Source organism: Brachymonas sp. J145 (assembly GCF_036312245.1).
Taxonomy (GTDB): domain Bacteria; phylum Pseudomonadota; class Gammaproteobacteria; order Burkholderiales; family Burkholderiaceae_C; genus Brachymonas; species Brachymonas wangyanguii.
Genome location: NZ_JAZDCI010000011.1, coordinates 15211 through 31011, shown reverse-complemented (window position 1 = coordinate 31011; position 15801 = coordinate 15211). Strand labels below are relative to the sequence as shown.

Annotated in this window: 13 protein-coding genes and 1 tRNA gene; 6 read left to right on the top strand and 8 right to left on the bottom strand. The window is 62.8% G+C overall.

Annotated features, from left to right (window positions below):
• Positions 1 to 6: 6 nt before the first annotated feature.
• Positions 7 to 1353 carry an amino-acid N-acetyltransferase gene (gene argA / locus V1261_RS09815; protein WP_329771555.1) on the bottom strand — a complete coding sequence of 449 codons (1347 nt, stop codon included), beginning with the start codon at positions 1351 to 1353 and terminating at the stop codon, positions 7 to 9.
• Between the two features lie 177 nt (positions 1354 to 1530).
• Here argA and hrpA point away from each other — a divergent pair, with 177 nt between their 5' ends.
• The 3 genes from hrpA (at position 1531) to V1261_RS09800 (ending at position 6665) form a co-directional block, all read left to right on the top strand.
• Positions 1531 to 5454: an ATP-dependent RNA helicase HrpA gene (hrpA, locus tag V1261_RS09810; protein WP_442877952.1), complete on the top strand. Its 3924-nt coding sequence runs from the start codon at positions 1531 to 1533 to the stop codon at positions 5452 to 5454.
• A 109-nt stretch (positions 5455 to 5563) separates the two neighbouring features.
• On the top strand, positions 5564 to 6160 hold the full coding sequence (locus V1261_RS09805; RefSeq protein ID WP_329771553.1) for a c-type cytochrome: 597 nt from the start codon (positions 5564 to 5566) through the stop codon (positions 6158 to 6160).
• 136 nt (positions 6161 to 6296) lie between these two features.
• Positions 6297 to 6665 carry a hypothetical protein gene (locus V1261_RS09800; protein WP_329771552.1) on the top strand — a complete coding sequence of 123 codons (369 nt, stop codon included), beginning with the start codon at positions 6297 to 6299 and terminating at the stop codon, positions 6663 to 6665.
• Positions 6666 to 6763: 98 nt separating this feature from the next.
• Here the strand turns inward: V1261_RS09800 and V1261_RS09795 are convergent, their stop codons facing one another.
• The 6 genes from V1261_RS09795 to lptF all read right to left on the bottom strand — a co-directional run bounded on the left by V1261_RS09795 (position 6764) and on the right by lptF (position 11772).
• On the bottom strand, positions 6764 to 7930 hold the full coding sequence (locus V1261_RS09795; RefSeq protein WP_329771551.1) for a pyridoxal phosphate-dependent aminotransferase: 1167 nt from the start codon (positions 7928 to 7930) through the stop codon (positions 6764 to 6766).
• A gap of 11 nt (positions 7931 to 7941) precedes the next feature.
• Positions 7942 to 8883: a CysB family HTH-type transcriptional regulator gene (locus V1261_RS09790; protein WP_329771550.1), complete on the bottom strand. Its 942-nt coding sequence runs from the start codon at positions 8881 to 8883 to the stop codon at positions 7942 to 7944.
• Positions 8884 to 8995: 112 nt separating this feature from the next.
• A tRNA-Pro gene (locus V1261_RS09785) sits at positions 8996 to 9072 on the bottom strand.
• A gap of 65 nt (positions 9073 to 9137) precedes the next feature.
• The gene (locus V1261_RS09780) at positions 9138 to 9530 is read right to left on the bottom strand and encodes a sirohydrochlorin chelatase (RefSeq protein WP_329771549.1); all 393 of its coding nucleotides are present in this window, start codon (positions 9528 to 9530) and stop codon (positions 9138 to 9140) included.
• Entirely contained in the window at positions 9527 to 10624 is a 1098-nt protein-coding gene (gene lptG / locus V1261_RS09775; RefSeq protein WP_329771548.1) for an LPS export ABC transporter permease LptG, read from the bottom strand. The genes V1261_RS09780 and lptG overlap by 4 nt, the downstream gene beginning before the upstream one ends.
• Positions 10621 to 11772: an LPS export ABC transporter permease LptF gene (gene lptF / locus V1261_RS09770; RefSeq protein ID WP_329771547.1), complete on the bottom strand. Its 1152-nt coding sequence runs from the start codon at positions 11770 to 11772 to the stop codon at positions 10621 to 10623. The genes lptG and lptF overlap by 4 nt, the downstream gene beginning before the upstream one ends.
• 39 nt (positions 11773 to 11811) lie before the next feature.
• Here lptF and V1261_RS09765 point away from each other — a divergent pair, with 39 nt between their 5' ends.
• The 3 genes from V1261_RS09765 to V1261_RS09755 all read left to right on the top strand — a co-directional run bounded on the left by V1261_RS09765 (position 11812) and on the right by V1261_RS09755 (position 15205).
• Positions 11812 to 13401, top strand: a complete 1590-nt coding sequence (locus V1261_RS09765) for a leucyl aminopeptidase (RefSeq protein WP_329771546.1) — start codon at positions 11812 to 11814, stop codon at positions 13399 to 13401.
• 2 nt (positions 13402 to 13403) lie between these two features.
• On the top strand, positions 13404 to 13844 hold the full coding sequence (locus V1261_RS09760; RefSeq protein ID WP_329771545.1) for a DNA polymerase III subunit chi: 441 nt from the start codon (positions 13404 to 13406) through the stop codon (positions 13842 to 13844).
• Positions 13845 to 14008: 164 nt separating this feature from the next.
• A complete protein-coding gene (locus V1261_RS09755; protein WP_329771544.1) occupies positions 14009 to 15205 on the top strand; it encodes a branched-chain amino acid ABC transporter substrate-binding protein in 1197 nt (398 codons plus the stop codon).
• A gap of 84 nt (positions 15206 to 15289) precedes the next feature.
• Here the strand turns inward: V1261_RS09755 and V1261_RS09750 are convergent, their stop codons facing one another.
• Entirely contained in the window at positions 15290 to 15799 is a 510-nt protein-coding gene (locus tag V1261_RS09750) for a hypothetical protein (protein ID WP_329771543.1), read from the bottom strand.
• Between the last annotated feature and the right edge of the window lie 2 nt (positions 15800 to 15801).

Genomic DNA, 15801 nt, shown 5'->3' with positions numbered 1-15801 from the left:
AATGCATCACAATTTTTTCACTAAAACCTGACTTCTTCGGTCCCAGTTGTACTTGCGCTTGCGTGCTTCAGGCAGCCAGTTCGGGTCCATGACCTGAAAACCGCGCTTGATGAACCAGTGCATGGTGCGCGTGGTGAGCACGAAGATGCTCTTCAGGCCCTGGGCACGTGCGCGCTGCTCGATGCGGCGCAGCAGCTTGTCGCCATCGCCCTGGCCCTGCACCTGTGGGCTGACGGTGACCGAGGCCATTTCGGCAGTGCCATCTTCGGGGTAGGGGTAGAGCGCGGCACAGCCAAAGATCACGCCATCGTGCTCGATGATGGTGTAGAGGTGGGCATCACGCTCGATCTCGTGGCGCTGGCGCTTGACCAGGGTGCCGTCCTGCTCGAACGGCTCGATCAGCTGCAGGATGCCGCCCACGTCCTCGATCGTGGCCTCGCGCAGGCTTTCGAGCTTTTCGTCCACCACCATGCTGCCGATACCGTCGTGGGTGTAGATTTCCAGCAGCACCGAACCATCGACCTTGTAGGGCACGATGTGGCTGCGCTCCACACCGTTCTTGCAGGCCTTGATGCAGTGGCGCAGGTAGAAGCCCTTGTCGGTTGGTTTCTCCGGCGGTGGCAGCTGCGCCATCAGCGATTCGGCATAGGGCAGCGAAAGTTCGGTATCGATCGGGTTGTCGTCGCCTGGCGGATCAAACGGACGCTGGCGGATGCCGCCGTTTTCGGTCAGGAACAGCAGCTTGTCGGCGTGCAGCTCGCTGGCCACTTCGGTGGCGACATCTTCCATGGTCAGGTTGAAGGCCTCGCCGGTGGGTGAGAAACCCAGCGGTGACAGCAGCACCAGCGCATTCTGGTCCAGCATGGACTGGATCGCGCTGGCATCAATCTTGCGCACCTGGCCCGAGTGCAGGTAGTCCACGCCATCGACGATCCCGACCGGGCGCGCGGTCAGGAAGTTGCCGGAAATCACGCGTACCGTGGCACCGGCCATCGGCGTGTTGGGCAGACCCTGGCTGAAGGCGGCCTCAACCTCGTAGCGCAGTTGGCCGGCAGCCTCGAGCGCGCAGTCCAGCGCGATTTCATCGGTGATGCGCAAGCCCTTGTAGTAGCGCGGCTCCTGGCCCTTGGCGCGCAGCTGCTCGTTCACCTGCGGGCGGAAGCCGTGCACCATCACGATATGCACGCCCATGCTCTTGATCAGGGCCAGGTCCTGCACGATGCTGGGCAGCTTGCCGGCGGCAATCGCCTCGCCGGGTACGCCCAGCACCAGCGTCTTGTCGCGGTGCATGTGGATGTACGGCGCCACCGAGCGGAACCAGGGGACAAAGGTGAAATTGAAAACGCTGGACATGGAACGATATGGGGAGGATGGTGACAGGCGTGCCAAGTGACGCCCGCCGGCAATGCTGGGATAATCCCGCATTTTCCGATACTTTGCTTCAGATCAGGACTTTACTTGTCAGATAAATCCCCCTTGCGTATCCAGTTCCCGGAATCGCTGCCGGTTTCCAGCCGCCGCGACGAGATCATGGCGGCGATGCAACGCCACCAGGTCATCATCGTCTGTGGTGAAACCGGTTCCGGCAAGACCACGCAACTGCCCAAGATTGCACTGGCGCTGGGACGCGGTGCCTGCAACGCCCAGCCGGGCCAGCGGCCGCGCCTGATCGGCCACACGCAGCCGCGCCGGATCGCTGCCAGCAGCGTGGCCAAGCGCATTGCCGAGGAACTGCAGACGCCGCTGGGTGAGGTGGTGGGTTACAAGGTGCGCTTTGCCGACCGGCTGCAGAAGGGCGCTTCGGTCAAGCTCATGACGGACGGTATCCTGCTGGCCGAGACACAGAGCGATCCGCTGCTCAAGGCCTACGACACGCTGATCATCGACGAGGCACATGAGCGCAGCCTGAATATCGACTTCCTGCTGGGCTATCTGAAGGAGATCCTGCCGCGCCGGCCGGATCTGAAGGTGATCGTCACCTCGGCCACGATCGATGCCGACCGCTTTGCGCAACACTTTGCCTCGGCCAAGGGCCCGGCACCGGTGCTGATGGTATCGGGCCGGCTGTTTCCGGTGGAAATGCGCTACCGCCCGTTCGAGGAAACGCGCGATACCGACCTGAATACGGCGATTGCCGATGCCGTGGACGAGCTCTGGCGCACGCCGCAGGATGCCGGAGACATTCTGGTGTTCCTGCCCGGCGAACGCGAGATCCGTGAGGCCGCCGACCATCTGTGCAAGCACCTGAGCCACAGCCCGGTGCTGCGCAACACCGAGGTGCTGCCGCTGTTTGCGCGCCTGAGCCAGGCCGAGCAGGACCGCGTGTTCGACAATCACAAGGGCCGTCGCATCGTGCTGGCCACCAACGTGGCAGAAACCTCGCTGACAGTGCCTGGCATCCGTTACGTGATCGATTCCGGCACCGCGCGCGTCAAGCGCTACAGCTATCGCAACAAGGTGGAACAGCTGCTGGTGGAACCGGTCAGCCAGGCAGCAGCGAACCAGCGTGCCGGCCGTTGCGGCCGTGTCGCCAACGGCATCTGCATCCGCCTGTACGACGAGAAAGACTTCAACAGCCGCCAGCCGTTTACCGATCCGGAAATCCTGCGTTCCTCATTGGCGGGCGTGATCCTGCGCATGCAGGCGCTGCATCTGGGCGATGTGGAGAACTTTCCGTTCCTGGAAGCGCCGCGCCCCAAGGCGATTAGCGATGGCTACCAGCTGCTCAACGAGTTGGGCGCGGTTGATGACGACAAGCAGCTGACGCGCATCGGCCAGGCGCTGGCACGGCTACCGCTGGACCCGCGTGTGGGCCGCATCCTGCTGGAGGCGCAGCAGCGCGGCGCGCTGAACGAGGCGCTGGTGATTGCCTCGGCGCTCAGCGTGCAGGACGTGCGCGACCGGCCGCTGGAGCAGCAGGCCCAGGCCGATCAGCAGCATGCCAAGTTCGATGACGAGCGCAGCGAATTCGTCAGCACGCTGAAATTGTGGCAGTGGCTGCACGACGTGCGCGGTGGCCACTCCAGCCTGGGCTCGGCGCGCAGCCAGCAGCGCGAGGCTGGGCCCAAGCCGACTTCGCAGGCCGTGCTGCCGGTGGCGCAGCGCAGCCAGGGCAGGGCAGATCCGGCTCCGACTGAGCCAGCAGTTGCAGCACAGCCGGTGCACAAGCTCAGCAACCGCCAGTACGAAACCCTGTTGCGGCAGAACTTCATCAATGTGCGCCGTGTACGCGAATGGCGCGATACCCACAGCCAGCTGCTGACGGTGGCGTCGGAGCAGGGCTGGAAACCCAAGCCACAGCCGGCCAGCTACGAGCAGCTGCACAAGAGCATGCTGGCAGGCCTGCTGGGCAACGTCGGGTGCAAGAATGACGAGGAAGACTGGTACCTGGGTGCACGCGGCATCAAGTTTTTCCGCCATCCCGGCGCACGCCTGCGCAAGCGCCCGGGCCGCTGGGTCGTATGTGCCGAACTGATGGAAACCGGCCGCCTCTATGGCCGCACCATGGCGACCATCGAGCCGCAGTGGCTGGAAGAGGTCGGGGCGCACCTGCTGCGCCGCCAGCTGCTCGATCCGCACTGGGAGAAAAAGGCGAGCAAGGTGGTGGCGCTGGAACGTGCCACGCTCTACGGCATCGTGCTCTACAACAACCGCCGCGTCGATTACGACAAGCTCGATCCCGAACATGCGCGTGACATCTTCATCCGCCAGGCGCTGGTCGAGGACGATTGGGAGAGCAAGCTGCCGTTCCTGGCCGCGAATCGCAAGATGGTGCGCCAGGTGGAAGATCTGGAGCACAAGTCACGCCGCCAGGACGTGCTGGTGGACGACGAACTGATCTACGCCTTCTATGACGCGCAGATCCCGCGCGACATCTGCAATGCGCACCAGCTGGAAAAGTGGTTCCGCGAGGCCAGCCGCCAGCAGCCGAAACTGCTGCAGATCAGCAAGGACGAGCTGATGCGGCACGAGGCCGCCGGCATCACCACCGACCAGTTCCCGCGCACCATCCGCCTGGGCGGCGTCGATTGCCGCGCCAGTTACCTGCACCAACCCGGCGATGCGCGTGATGGCGTCACCGTTGACATCCCGTTGTTTGCCCTGAACCAGGTCGATGAGGAGCGCGGGCCCTGGCTGGTACCCGGCCTGCTCAAGGAAAAGATCCAGGCCCTGCTCAAGAGCCTTCCGCAGCGTCCACGCAGCCGTTTTGTGCCGCTACCCGACAGCGCGCGCAAGCTGGCCGAGCAGCTCCAGCAGGATCCCGGCTTTGGCAAGGGCAGCCTGGCCGATGTGCTGCTGCAGCGCGCGCGCGAGCACACCGGACTGGATATCAAGCTGGCCGATTTCAAGCGGGACATGGTGCCGGTGCATTTGTTCATGAACTACCGCGTGGTAGATGAACATGGCCGCCAGCTTGGCATGGGCCGCAATCTGGGTGCGCTCAAGGCCGAACTCGGGAGCCAGGCGCGCGGCGCCTTCCAGGCTCTGGCGGTGCTGAAAACCGCGGTGCGCAAGGAAGAGCCTGCCGAACTTCCCGCTGCCACGGCAGACGTAAGCACCGCAAAGGCAGCGGTAGCCACGGCCGCCAGCAGCGATCTGGTCGAAGACCAGCGCTACACCAGCTGGGACTTCGGCGAACTGCCCGAGATCATGGAACTGCGCCGCGGCCGACAGACGCTGATCGGCTTTCCGGCGCTGATCGATGCCGGTGATGCCGTGACCATCGAGCTGTTCGATGAACCCGAACGCGCACAAGCCAGTCATCGGATAGGGCTACGCAGGCTGTTTGCGCTGCAGGTACGCGATACCCTCAAGTATCTGCAGAAGAACCTGCCGGATTTCCAGAAGATGGCGACTGCCTACATGCAGCTGGGGACGGCGGAAGAATTGCGACAGCAGATCCTGGATCTGGCGGTGGACCGCGCCTTCCTGCTCGACCCCTTGCCCACCGATGCCGACAGCTTCCGCCAGCGCGTGGAAGAGGGCAAGAGCCGGCTCAGCCTGATCGCGCAGGAAGTTGCGCGCCAGGCTGCCATTGTGCTGGCCGAGTTTGACAGCGCACGGCGCAAGCTCAAGGACACGCGCAACCAGCCCGAGGCGACGGCCGACATCACGCAACAGTTGCAGAAACTGGTCGGCCCGCGCTTTCTGGCCGAAACGCCCTGGACCCAGCTGCAATTCCTGCCACGCTACCTCAAGGCGATCACGTTGCGGCTGGACAAGCTGCGCACTGACAGCGCGCGCGATGCACAGAAGCTGGCCGAGCTGAAACCGCTGGAACAGCGTTACTGGCGCCTGCTGGCCGAGCGCAAGGGACAGCAGGACAGTCGCATGCTGGAATTCCGCTGGCTGCTGGAAGAATTGCGCGTCAGCTTTTTTGCCCAGGAGCTGCGCACGCCGCAACCGGTCAGCGTCAAACGGCTGGAAAAAGTCTGGCTGCAGCTGATCCATTGACCTGTATCAGATAACCCCAATGCCAGCACGTTCAACGGGTTTCCCCGTAAGGGGTAGCGCGCTATACTGCAAGAGAAATCAATTTGTAACCTATTGAGAGGTAAGACACATGATGCAACGTACCGTTGGAATTCTGACTCTGGTGGCTGCGGCTGCCGCCCTGGTGGCCTGTGGCGACAAGCAGGCTACGCCTACTGCAGCACAAAACGCAGCATCCGAAGCGGTTACTTCCGCGCAAGTGGCTGCATCTGCAGCTACCGACGCTGCATCCGCTGCCGTGGCAACGGCATCTGCTGCCGCAGAAGCCGCTTCTGCAGTCGTGAATGATGCTGCCAGCGCTGCTGGTGCTGCCGCCAGCGCAGCCGGCGATGCCGCCAACAAGGCCGCAGCTGCCACCACTGCAGCTGCTGCTGCCGTGACCAAGGCTGCGCCTGCCGCAGGTGGCAGTGTCGATCTGGCCGCTGGTGAAAAGCTGTACAAGTCGGCCTGCTTCGTCTGCCACGACGCCGGTATTGCCGGTGCACCCAAGCTGGGTAACAAGGAAGAGTGGGCTCCGCGTCTGGCTCAGGGCAATGACACCCTGATCAAGCACTCCATCGATGGCTACACCGGCCTGACCGGCGTGATGCCGCCGCGTGGTGCTTCCACTGCCAGCGACGAAGAACTGGCCAATGCGGTGCATTTCATGGTCAGCAAGGTGCAGTAATAGCCAACTGTTGCACACAGCCCGTCTTTTTTATACGACAGGCTGGTGTCAGCATTGACTAATGCAGTAAATTAGAAAGATCCTGTGGGCAATCCAGCCTGCAGGGTCTTTTTTATTTCCGGATGAGGATCAGATCATGAACTTCCAACGCTCCATGCTGGCTGTGGCTATCGCTGCTGCCGTGTCCCTGGCCGCTTGCGGCAAGAAAGAAGAAGCCAAGGTCGAGAAGGCCCAGGACCAGGCTGCAGCCGCTGCCGGCCTGGCCGCTTCTGCGACCGTCAACGCTGCTTCCGCAGCTGCCGAATCCGCTGCCAGCGCTGTTGGCAAGGCGGTTGACGCTGCCAAGGGCGCTGCTGCTGCTACCACCGATGCCGCCAAGGATGCTGCTGCTGCAACCAAGGACGCTGCCCAGGACGCCGCTGCTGCTACCAAGGAAGCTGCCAACGACGCCCTGAAGAAGGCCGAGGAAGCCGCCCAGAAGGCCCAGGCAGCTGCCAGCAACTAAGCTGTAGCTCCAGCCAGGACAGGCAGGCCGCTCGTTGGCAGCCTGTCTGCCACAAACCCCATCGTCCTCACGGAGATGGGGTTTGTCATTTTCGGGTATCAGAGTCGTGCCAGCCGTTCCAGGGCCTGCCGCAGGGTGTCATCCTGCTTGGCAAAACAGAAGCGGATGGTCTGCCGCTCCACCGGCTGGCCGTAGAAGGCCGACAGCGGAATCGCCGCCACGCCGATCTCGCGGGTCAGCCATTCACAGAAAGCCGCTTCACCCAGATCACGTTCCGGCAGGGCGATATCGGCATAGCTGACACACTGGAAATAGGTGCCCTGGCAGGGCAGCAGGCGCAAGCGCGTCTGCTGCAGGCCGGTGGCAAACAGGTCACGCTTGCGCTGGTAGAACGCCGGCAGTTGCAGATATGGTGCCGGATCCTGCAGATAGCGTGCCAGGCCATGCTGCATCGGCGTGTTGACCGTGAACACGTTAAACTGGTGGATCTTGCGGAACTCTGCCATTAGCGCTGCCGGTGCCGAGACATGGCCGACTTTCCAGCCGGTGACGTGGAAGGTCTTGCCAAAGCTGCTGACGACGATGCTGCGCGCTGCCAGTGCCGGGTAGCGCGACGCGCTGGCATGTGGCTGGCCGTCAAACACCATATGCTCATAGACCTCGTCGCTGATGACGATGATGTCGGTGCCATGCAGCAACTCCTGCAGGCGCAGCATGTCGGCATCGCTCCAGACCGTGCCGCTCGGGTTGTGCGGCGTGTTGATCATGATGGCGCGTGTGCGCGGCGTGATGGCGGCGGCGATGCGATCGAAATCGGGAGCATGGCTGTGCGGATCCAGGCTGACCGGCACCGGTACCGCGTTGGCCATGCGGATGCCCGGCACATAGCTGTCGTAGCAGGGTTCCAGCACGATCACTTCATCGCCGGGCAGGGTGATGGCGAGCAGGGCGGTCAGCAGCGCCTGGGTGGCGCCTGCGGTGACGGTGATTTCGCTCTGGGCATCGTAGCGGTGGCCGTAGAGCGCCTCGATCTTGGCGGCAATCGCTTCACGCAAGGCCGGAATGCCGGGCATGGGCGGGTACTGGTTGTGGCCTTGCTGCATCGCCTCGGTCACGCCTTCCAGCAACGCCGTGTCACAGCCAAAATCCGGAAAACCCTGGCCCAGGTTCACCGCCTGGTGCTGCAGCGCCAGCGCCGACATGACGGAAAAAATCGTCGTGCCGCTGTCGGGCAGGCGCGACGGAATGCTTGGTGTCGGGTGCATGCGTCTGTTCCTTACAGTGCGTAGTCTTCGTATTGGCCGGTCATGGCCTTCATCACCAGCTTGCGCGGCAGGCGATCACTCAGTAGTTCGGCAAACTCGTAGACGTAGTTGCGCAGGTAGATGCCGCGCTTGAAGGCCACACGCGTCACGTTGCTGCCAAACAGGTGACCCATCGGCCGGTAGACCAGGCCCGGCTTGTTGTCTTCGGCTACCGCCATTTCGGCGATGATGCCGATGCCCAGGCCATGCAGCACATAGGTGCTGATGACGTCGGAATCGATCGCTTCCAGCACGACTTCGGGTGTCAGGTGACGCTGGGCAAAGGCCTGGTCGATGCGGGTACGGCCGGTGAACGAGGGGTGGTAGGTGATCAGCGGGTGCTCGGCCAGCATTTCGAGCGTGATGCGCTCCTGCTGCGCCAGTGGATGTGCTTCCGGGATTACCAGCACGTGCTGCCAGTCGTAGCAGGGCAGGGTGACCAGATCGGCATAATCAGCCAGCGATTCGGTGGCCACGCCGATTTCGGCGGTTTCGTCCAGCAGCATGCGCGCGACCTGGTCCGGCGTGCCCTGATGCAGGCTGATCTGTACTTTGGGGTAGAGGCCGCGCAGCCGTGCCACGCGTTCCGGCAGCACATAGCGTGCCTGGGTATGGGTGGCGGCAACGCTGAAGCGGCCGCTGTCCTGGATGCTGAATTCCTCGCCGATGCGCTTGAGGTTGGCGACTTCACGCAGGATGATCTGGATGCTTTCCAGAATGTGCTGGCCCGGTTCGGTGACCTGTTTCAGGCGCTTGCCGTGACGCGCAAAAATATCGACGCCGAGCTCTTCTTCCAGTTCGATGATGGCCTTGGACACACCGGGCTGGGAGGTGTGCAAGGCTTTGGCGGTCTCGGTGAGGTTGAGGTTGCGGCGCACCGCCTCCTGGACAAAGCGGAATTGATGCAGATTCATGATGTTTCAAGCATGAAGTAGTTGTTTTTAATTCCCAGGGATTATAAGCGGCGGCAGACTTACGTGCAGGCAAGAAAAAAACCCATTGCCGTGAAAGCAATGGGTTTGGGTGTGGTCGGAGTAAAAGGATTCGAACCTTCGACCTTCTCGTCCCGAACGAGACGCGCTACCAGGCTGCGCTATACTCCGAAGACAGAAATTATAACCCAAAAAATGCGTGTCTTGAAGTGATTCTGCATTTTCCGGAAATTTCCTCAGGCCTGACCCAGATCCTGCAGGATTTCTGCACTCAGCCAATCGGCAAAGCTGTTGCGTTGCCCGATGCCAGCCTGCAAGTGTAACTGCAAATCGGGCTGTTGCTGCTGCAGTTCACGGATCAGGGCAGGCAAATCTTCCAGCAGATGGTTGCCCTTGCCCAGAAACAGCGGAATCACGTGCAGCCGGGTCACGCCATGCTGCTCTACCAACAGGCGCACGGCCTGCTCCAGATCGGGCTGTTGCAGCTCCAGGTAGGCGCGCTGGATGTGCAGGCCGGCATCCTGCTGCCGCAGCCGCTGTTCCAGTTCATGAATCGTGTCATCCCAGCCCGGGCGACGTGAACCGTGCGCAAACAGGATCACGCCGGCTTGTGCGGCCGCCGGGCTCATCGGTTGCGCACCAGCCAGGTGAAGGCGCCCAGCGAGATCGCGGTGTAGATCAGGCTGGGTGTCAGCGCCGCCAGCCAGGGCTGCCAGCCATTGACGTTGCCGATATAGCCGAACACGTTGTTGAGCATGAAGAAGCTGATGCCGACAATCACGCCGCCAAACACCGCCGACGAGATCGCGCCGGAGCGGAAGTGCAGGTAGGCAAAAGGCAGCGCCAGCATCATCATCACCAGGCAGCTGAACGGGTAGAACACCTTGTGCCAGAACTTGATCTGGTAGCTTTGCGCCGACTGGTTGTTGCTTTGCAGGTGGTTGATATAGGTGTACAGGTCCAGCGTGGACATGCGATCCGGGTCTAGCAGGGCGGAGGAGACCATGTCCTGGCGGATGGTGGTCTGCAGCGGCATGCTGTCCTGGATGGCACGGTCCAGCTGCTGACGCTCGTTGCCGGGGATGACGGTGCTGCGCTCGACCTGGCGCAGCTGCCATTGCCCGTCCTGCAGCGTGGCCGATTCGGAACGGATCACTTCTGCCAGCAGGCCCTGGGCGTTGAAGTCGAAGATGCGGACCTGGCGCATCTCGCCGCTGGGCAGCAGTTCCTGCACGTTGACGATGCGGTCATGCTCTCCCATGCGCTCCTTCATCCAGGCGCCGGTCTGGCCGGTGGTGAGCTTGCCTTCGATGGTGGCCTTTTGCTGCTGCGCCAGGCGTTCCGAGGCCGGCGCCACGTAATCGCCGAGCACGAAGGTCAGCACGGCAAAGCCCAGACCCAGCCAGAGCAAGGTGCGCAAGGCCTGTGCCGGGCTCAGGCCGCTGGTGCGCAGGATGGTGAATTCGGACGATTGCGACATGCTGGACATGACGAAGATGCTGCCGATCAGCACCGTGATGGGTAGCAGCTCGTAGGCATGGCTGGGCATCAGCAGGCCGACATAGAGCATGGCGCTGCTCGGGCTGTATTCGCGGCCGTGGCGACCGGCAAAGGACAGCTCGCTGACGGTATCGAAAAAGAAGAACAGTGCCAGGAAGCCGATGGATACCACCAGCACCGCCAGCAGGATCTGGCGGTAGATATAGCGTTGCGAGACTCTCATGCTGCCACCTCCGTGCGTGACTGGCGACGTCGCAGCCAGCCGCCCAGCGTCCATTGCTGCTGGCGCTTGAACAGCCAGAGTACGGCGAACACGAACACGCCGCCATGCAGCACCAGCAGCGTCGGGACCAGCCCGGCCTTGCCCATCTTGATGTAGTCGCTGGCGTAGTTGAGCAGGTTGTAATAGATGACGAAGATCATCAGCGCCAGCAGCACGCCACCGCTGCGCGAAGAGCGCACGTTGAGGTTGGTGGAGGCCACCGCGAGCAGCACCAGGTTGAGTGCCGCCAGGCCCATGCCGAGACGCCAGCTGAATTCGCCCTGGAAGCGTGGCGTATCGACGGTGAGCAGGGTGGGCGTGGAAATCATGCGCGGATTGGCCTGGCGCAGCGCATCCGGGTTGTTCAGGTCGATGCCGCTGGATTGCACCTGCTGTTCGCTGATGCGCATGCCGTATTCGCCGAAGTGGCTGATGGTCAGGGTATGGTCTTCATTGATCTCGGTGCTCTGGCCATCTTTCAGCACGGCAAAGGCACCGTCTTCACGCTGCTCGATCTTGCCGCTGCGGGCGGTGATCACAGTCTCGTTATCGGCATTGCGCGTGAACACGAACAGCTTGCTGGCGTTCTCGATCTGGGCGCCGCCACGGGCGTTGCGGTCATCATCGACATAGAGCACGCGGCTGCCATCAGACGATTCCTGGAACTGCCCGGGAGCAATGCGTTCGATGTCGCCACGCGTCTGGTAGCGGCTCAGCAGTTCTTCGGTCTGGGCGTTGGCCCAGGGCCAGCCGAACAGCGACAGCGCCATGATCAGCAGCACGATCGGCCAGGAGAAGGTGAAGATCGGCCGCAGCAGGTTGAACATGCTCTGGCCGCTGGAGAACCAGACCGCCATTTCGCTGTCGCGGTACATGCGCGTGAGCGTGGCCACGACGCAGATGAACATGCTGAGCGTGAGCAGCACGTGGAAGTAGGCGAGCGTGGAAAAGCCGAGGATCAGTGCGACTTCGGACGGGCCGATGGCCCCCTTGCTGGCGTAGCGCAGGGCGCGAATCAGCATCATCGTGAGCACGATGATGAGCAGTACGAACAGCGTGGCCCCGAAACTGCGGGCCAGTTCGCGCCGGATGGAAGTTTGGAATAACATTGGCGTTACGCTAAAGCCTCAACTCAAACCGACATTATGATGAATTTTTCTCTTGCAACCTCCAACCCCCTGACCCAGGATGCCGAACTTGGCGATGTCCTGATCCTGCTGGCTGCCGATGGCCTGGATTTGGGAGAGCCGCTGACCGCAGGCTTGTCCCTGCTGGTGAAAAGGGCATTGTCTGCCGGCCACTGGAGTACCGAGTCCGGTAAGCGCCTGTCGCTCTACCTGCCCGAATCGCGCCCGGCGGCGCGCGTGGAGCTGCTGGGTATCGGTGACGGATCGCCGGCCCAGATCCGCAAGTCGCTGGCCAAGCTGGTGAAGGAGGTGGCTGCAGACCCGGTCAAGCTGGCGGTCTGCTTTGCCCAGGATGCGAGCGATGCCCAATGGACTGCGGCGATGACTTCGATTGCAGCAGGTGGCCATGTCTATGGCACGACCAAGCCGAGCGCCAAGGGCGGCCTGAAGAAGGTACTGCTGGGCGCGCCGAATGCCGGCGAGCGCAAGGGCGCGCTGGCGCAGGGCAAGGCGCTGGTGGCCGGCATGACGCTGGCGCGCGAGTGGGCGAACCGCCCGGGCAACCACGCCACGCCCAGCATGCTGGGCGAGGTGGCGCGCAACATCGCAGCCCAGGCGCAGAATGACGGCGGCCACGGCCTGCTGGAATGCGAGGTGCTGGAGCAGAAGCAGATCGAGAAGCTGGGCATGGGCTCCTTCCTGTCGGTGGCCAAGGGTTCGGACGAGCCGCCGCGCTTTATCGTGCTGCGCTATGAAGGCGCAGCCGACAGCCAACGTCCGCTGGTGTTCGTCGGCAAGGGCATCACCTTTGACAGCGGCGGTATCTCGCTGAAACCCGGTGCCGGCATGGACGAGATGAAGTTCGACATGGGCGGTGCCGCCAGCGTGCTCGGCCTGTTCGAATCGCTGCGCCTGCTGCGTCCGAAGATCAACGTGGTCGGCCTGATCCCGACCTGCGAGAACATGCCCAGCGGCCGTGCCCTGAAGCCAGGCGATGTGGTCACTAGCATGAGCGGCCAGACCATCGAGATCCTGAATACCGATGCCGAGGGTCGCCTGATCCTGTGCGATGCGCTGACTTACGCCGAGCGCTTCCAGCCGCAGGCGGTGGTGGACATTGCCACGCTGACTGGCAACTGCGTGATGGCGCTGGGCCACCTGCGCAGCGGCCTGTTCACGACCAACGATGAGCTGGCGCAAGAACTGGAGCGCGCTGCCGATGAAAGCTCCGACCTGTGCTGGCGCATGCCCATGGACGATGTCTACGGCCAGGACCTGAAATCCAATTTTGCCGACATGGCCAACGTGGCAGGTCGTCTGGCTGGCGCGATTTCGGCGGCCAAGTTCCTGGAGCGCTTTACCGGCCGTTATCCGTGGGCGCATCTGGACATCGCTGGCACCGCCTGGAACGAGGGTGCGGCCAAGGGGGCGACCGGCCGTCCGGTACCGCTGCTGCTGCAGTTTGCACTGAACATGGCAGAACAGCCGGTCGATTTTGGCCCCTCGCAAGCCGAACAGCAGAGCCAGGACAAGCCAGTGACCAAAGCCGCTGCCAAGCCGGCAGCCACCAAGGCCAAGACAACTGGCAAGAGCGGCAAGCGCGCGGGCTGAATGTGACGGAAGTTGCCTTTCACTTCAACATCCCGGAGCGCTTGCGCTATGTGAGCCGCCTGCTGCGCAAGGCGGTGGCGCATTCCGAATCGGTGGTTCTGGTGGCAGCGCCCGAGGTGCTGCAGCAGGTGGATCGCCAGCTATGGCAGCTGGCACCTACCGAATTCATTGGTCACTGCCTGCTGGGGCAGCCGGAGCAGGCGCAATCGCCCGAGGCGCGCCATGCGCGCCTGTGGCTGACTCCCGATGTCAGCCAGTGTGAGCGCCACGATGTGCTGGTCAGCCTGCTGCCCGAAGTGCCGGCCGGTTTCGAGCAGTTTGCCCGCCTGATCGAGGTGGTGACGTTTGACGAGCAGGATCGCGCTCAGGCCCGCACCCGCTGGAAGTACTACACCAGCCGCGGCTACCAGATCGTGCGTCACGACGTGCAAGTTCGCGGCTAAGGGGCTTTGGCAAGGCCTTGGGGCGAATCGGTGTTTTCCCTTGAGCTTGACATATAGCTGAAAAATGGAAATCGGGCTGGCTACAATTTTTTTAACAGCCAGTCGTGACAATCCGCATCTCGCAGATGTCGGCAGCTGCCACTCTTGTGAAATGGGAGAGCACCATGCAATTTGAACTCCGACTGAGCGTTGCCGCCGTACTGGCTGCCAGCGCCGTGCTGGCAGCCTGTGGCCAGAAAACCGAAACCCCGACGGCACCGGCTGCCAGCGGTGGCGCTGCTGCTGCGGCTCCGGCAGCTGACGCCCAGGTCGTCAAGCTGGCATCCGTGGCGCCCATGTCGGGCAGCCAGGCCCACTATGGCAAGGACAACGCCAACGGCGTGCTGATGGCGGTGGCTGACCTGAACCAGCAGGGCGTGACGCTCGGCGGCAAGCCGGTACGCTTTGAAGCCGTGGTGGAAGACGATGGCGCCGATCCGAAGCAGGGCACGGCCGTGGCACAGAAGCTGTGCGACTCCAAGGTCAACGGCGTGGTTGGTCACCTGAACTCCGGCACTACCATTCCGGCATCCAAGATCTACAACGATTGTGACTTGCCGATGGTGACCGGCGCTGCCACCAACCCGGCGCTGACCAAGAACGGCTACAAGACCACTTTCCGGATCATCGCCAACGACAACGCACTGGGTGCGGCGCTGGCCAACCAGGCCAAGACCTTTGGCCTAAAGCGTGTCGCCGTGATCGACGACCGTACCGCCTATGGCCAGGGCCTGGCCGAGGTGTTTGCCGCTGTGGCCAAGCAGAACGGCATCGAGGTGGTGAGCCAGCAGTTCACCAACGACAAGGCGACCGACTTCATGGCGATCCTGACGGCGGTCAAGGCGCAGAACCCGGATGGCATTTTCTATGGCGGCATGGATGCCCAGGCCGGCCCGATGCTGCGCCAGATGGAGCAGCTGGGCCTGACCACGCAGAAGTACTTTGGCGGTGACGGCATCTGCACCACCGAACTGGCCAAGCTGTCTGGTGGTTCCAAGCCGCTGCTGAACGTGGTGTGTGCCGAAGGCGGTGCCTCGCTGAGCAAGATGCCGGGTGGCCTGGCCTGGCGCGAGCGTTACGAAAAGGCCTATCCGGGTCAGTTCCAGATCTACAGCCCGTACACCTATGACGCGGCGATGCTGATCGTGGACGCCATGAAGCGTGCCGACTCTGCCGATCCCAAGGTCTACCTGGCCAAGCTGGCCGAATCGAACTACGAAGGCGTGACTTCCAAGATCACCTTTGACGCGACCGGTGACATGGTGAACGCGCCCAGCACGCTTTACCAGTACGTGGACGGCAAGAAGCAGGCCATGAACTGATCTTCAGTCAGGCCCTGACAGCAGCAAGCCACCCGATGGGTGGCTTGTCTGTTTCTGTCTGGTGTAAACGGCGGCTGCGCGTGTTCAATCCTCGGCAGCGCTGGCCGCCACGCCGGACGGGGGCGGTGGCTGCTCGATCAGCTTGCAGGTGCTGGGCACCTCGGGCGACAGCTTGACCACCTGCTGCAAGGCGAGCACGCCGTCGTACTCGACCGCATAGCCGTCCGTGGCTGGCCCCATCTGTGTGGCGTGGATCTCGACATAGACCGGCTGGTAGGCTTCGTTGGCCTGGTCGGCTTTTTCCATTGCCATGTCTTCCAGCGGCGCCAGCTGCTCCGGTTCGCCATCGAGCCAGAAAGTCTGGTTGGTATTGCAGGGCGAGAAGGTCTCGACTTCAGGACCCCAGAAGAACACGCCTTGCATCAGTGGGGCATCAGCAGCCGATGCTGCCGCGCTGGCCGGTGCGATGGCCACGGCGCTGGCAGCTGACGAAGCCGGGGCATTGGTGGCATCGCCAGCTGGCTGGCAGGCCGCCAGCAGCATCAGTGCGGGAGTAATCAGCAGCAGCCTGCTGCGGGTAAACAATGGAGTCATGC

Coding starts and splice junctions, on each gene's coding strand:
- lptF (WP_329771547.1), bottom strand. CDS start 11,772: ATGTTATTCCAAACTTCCATCCGGCGCGAACTGGCCCGCAGTTTCGGG.
- hrpA (WP_442877952.1), top strand. CDS start 1,531: ATGGCGGCGATGCAACGCCACCAGGTCATCATCGTCTGTGGTGAAACC.
- argA (WP_329771555.1), bottom strand. CDS start 1,353: ATGTCCAGCGTTTTCAATTTCACCTTTGTCCCCTGGTTCCGCTCGGTG.
- V1261_RS09805 (WP_329771553.1), top strand. CDS start 5,564: ATGATGCAACGTACCGTTGGAATTCTGACTCTGGTGGCTGCGGCTGCC.
- V1261_RS09755 (WP_329771544.1), top strand. CDS start 14,009: ATGCAATTTGAACTCCGACTGAGCGTTGCCGCCGTACTGGCTGCCAGC.
- V1261_RS09795 (WP_329771551.1), bottom strand. CDS start 7,930: ATGCACCCGACACCAAGCATTCCGTCGCGCCTGCCCGACAGCGGCACG.
- V1261_RS09780 (WP_329771549.1), bottom strand. CDS start 9,530: ATGAGCCCGGCGGCCGCACAAGCCGGCGTGATCCTGTTTGCGCACGGT.
- V1261_RS09765 (WP_329771546.1), top strand. CDS start 11,812: ATGAATTTTTCTCTTGCAACCTCCAACCCCCTGACCCAGGATGCCGAA.
- V1261_RS09800 (WP_329771552.1), top strand. CDS start 6,297: ATGAACTTCCAACGCTCCATGCTGGCTGTGGCTATCGCTGCTGCCGTG.
- V1261_RS09790 (WP_329771550.1), bottom strand. CDS start 8,883: ATGAATCTGCATCAATTCCGCTTTGTCCAGGAGGCGGTGCGCCGCAAC.
- lptG (WP_329771548.1), bottom strand. CDS start 10,624: ATGAGAGTCTCGCAACGCTATATCTACCGCCAGATCCTGCTGGCGGTG.
- V1261_RS09750 (WP_329771543.1), bottom strand. CDS start 15,799: ATGACTCCATTGTTTACCCGCAGCAGGCTGCTGCTGATTACTCCCGCA.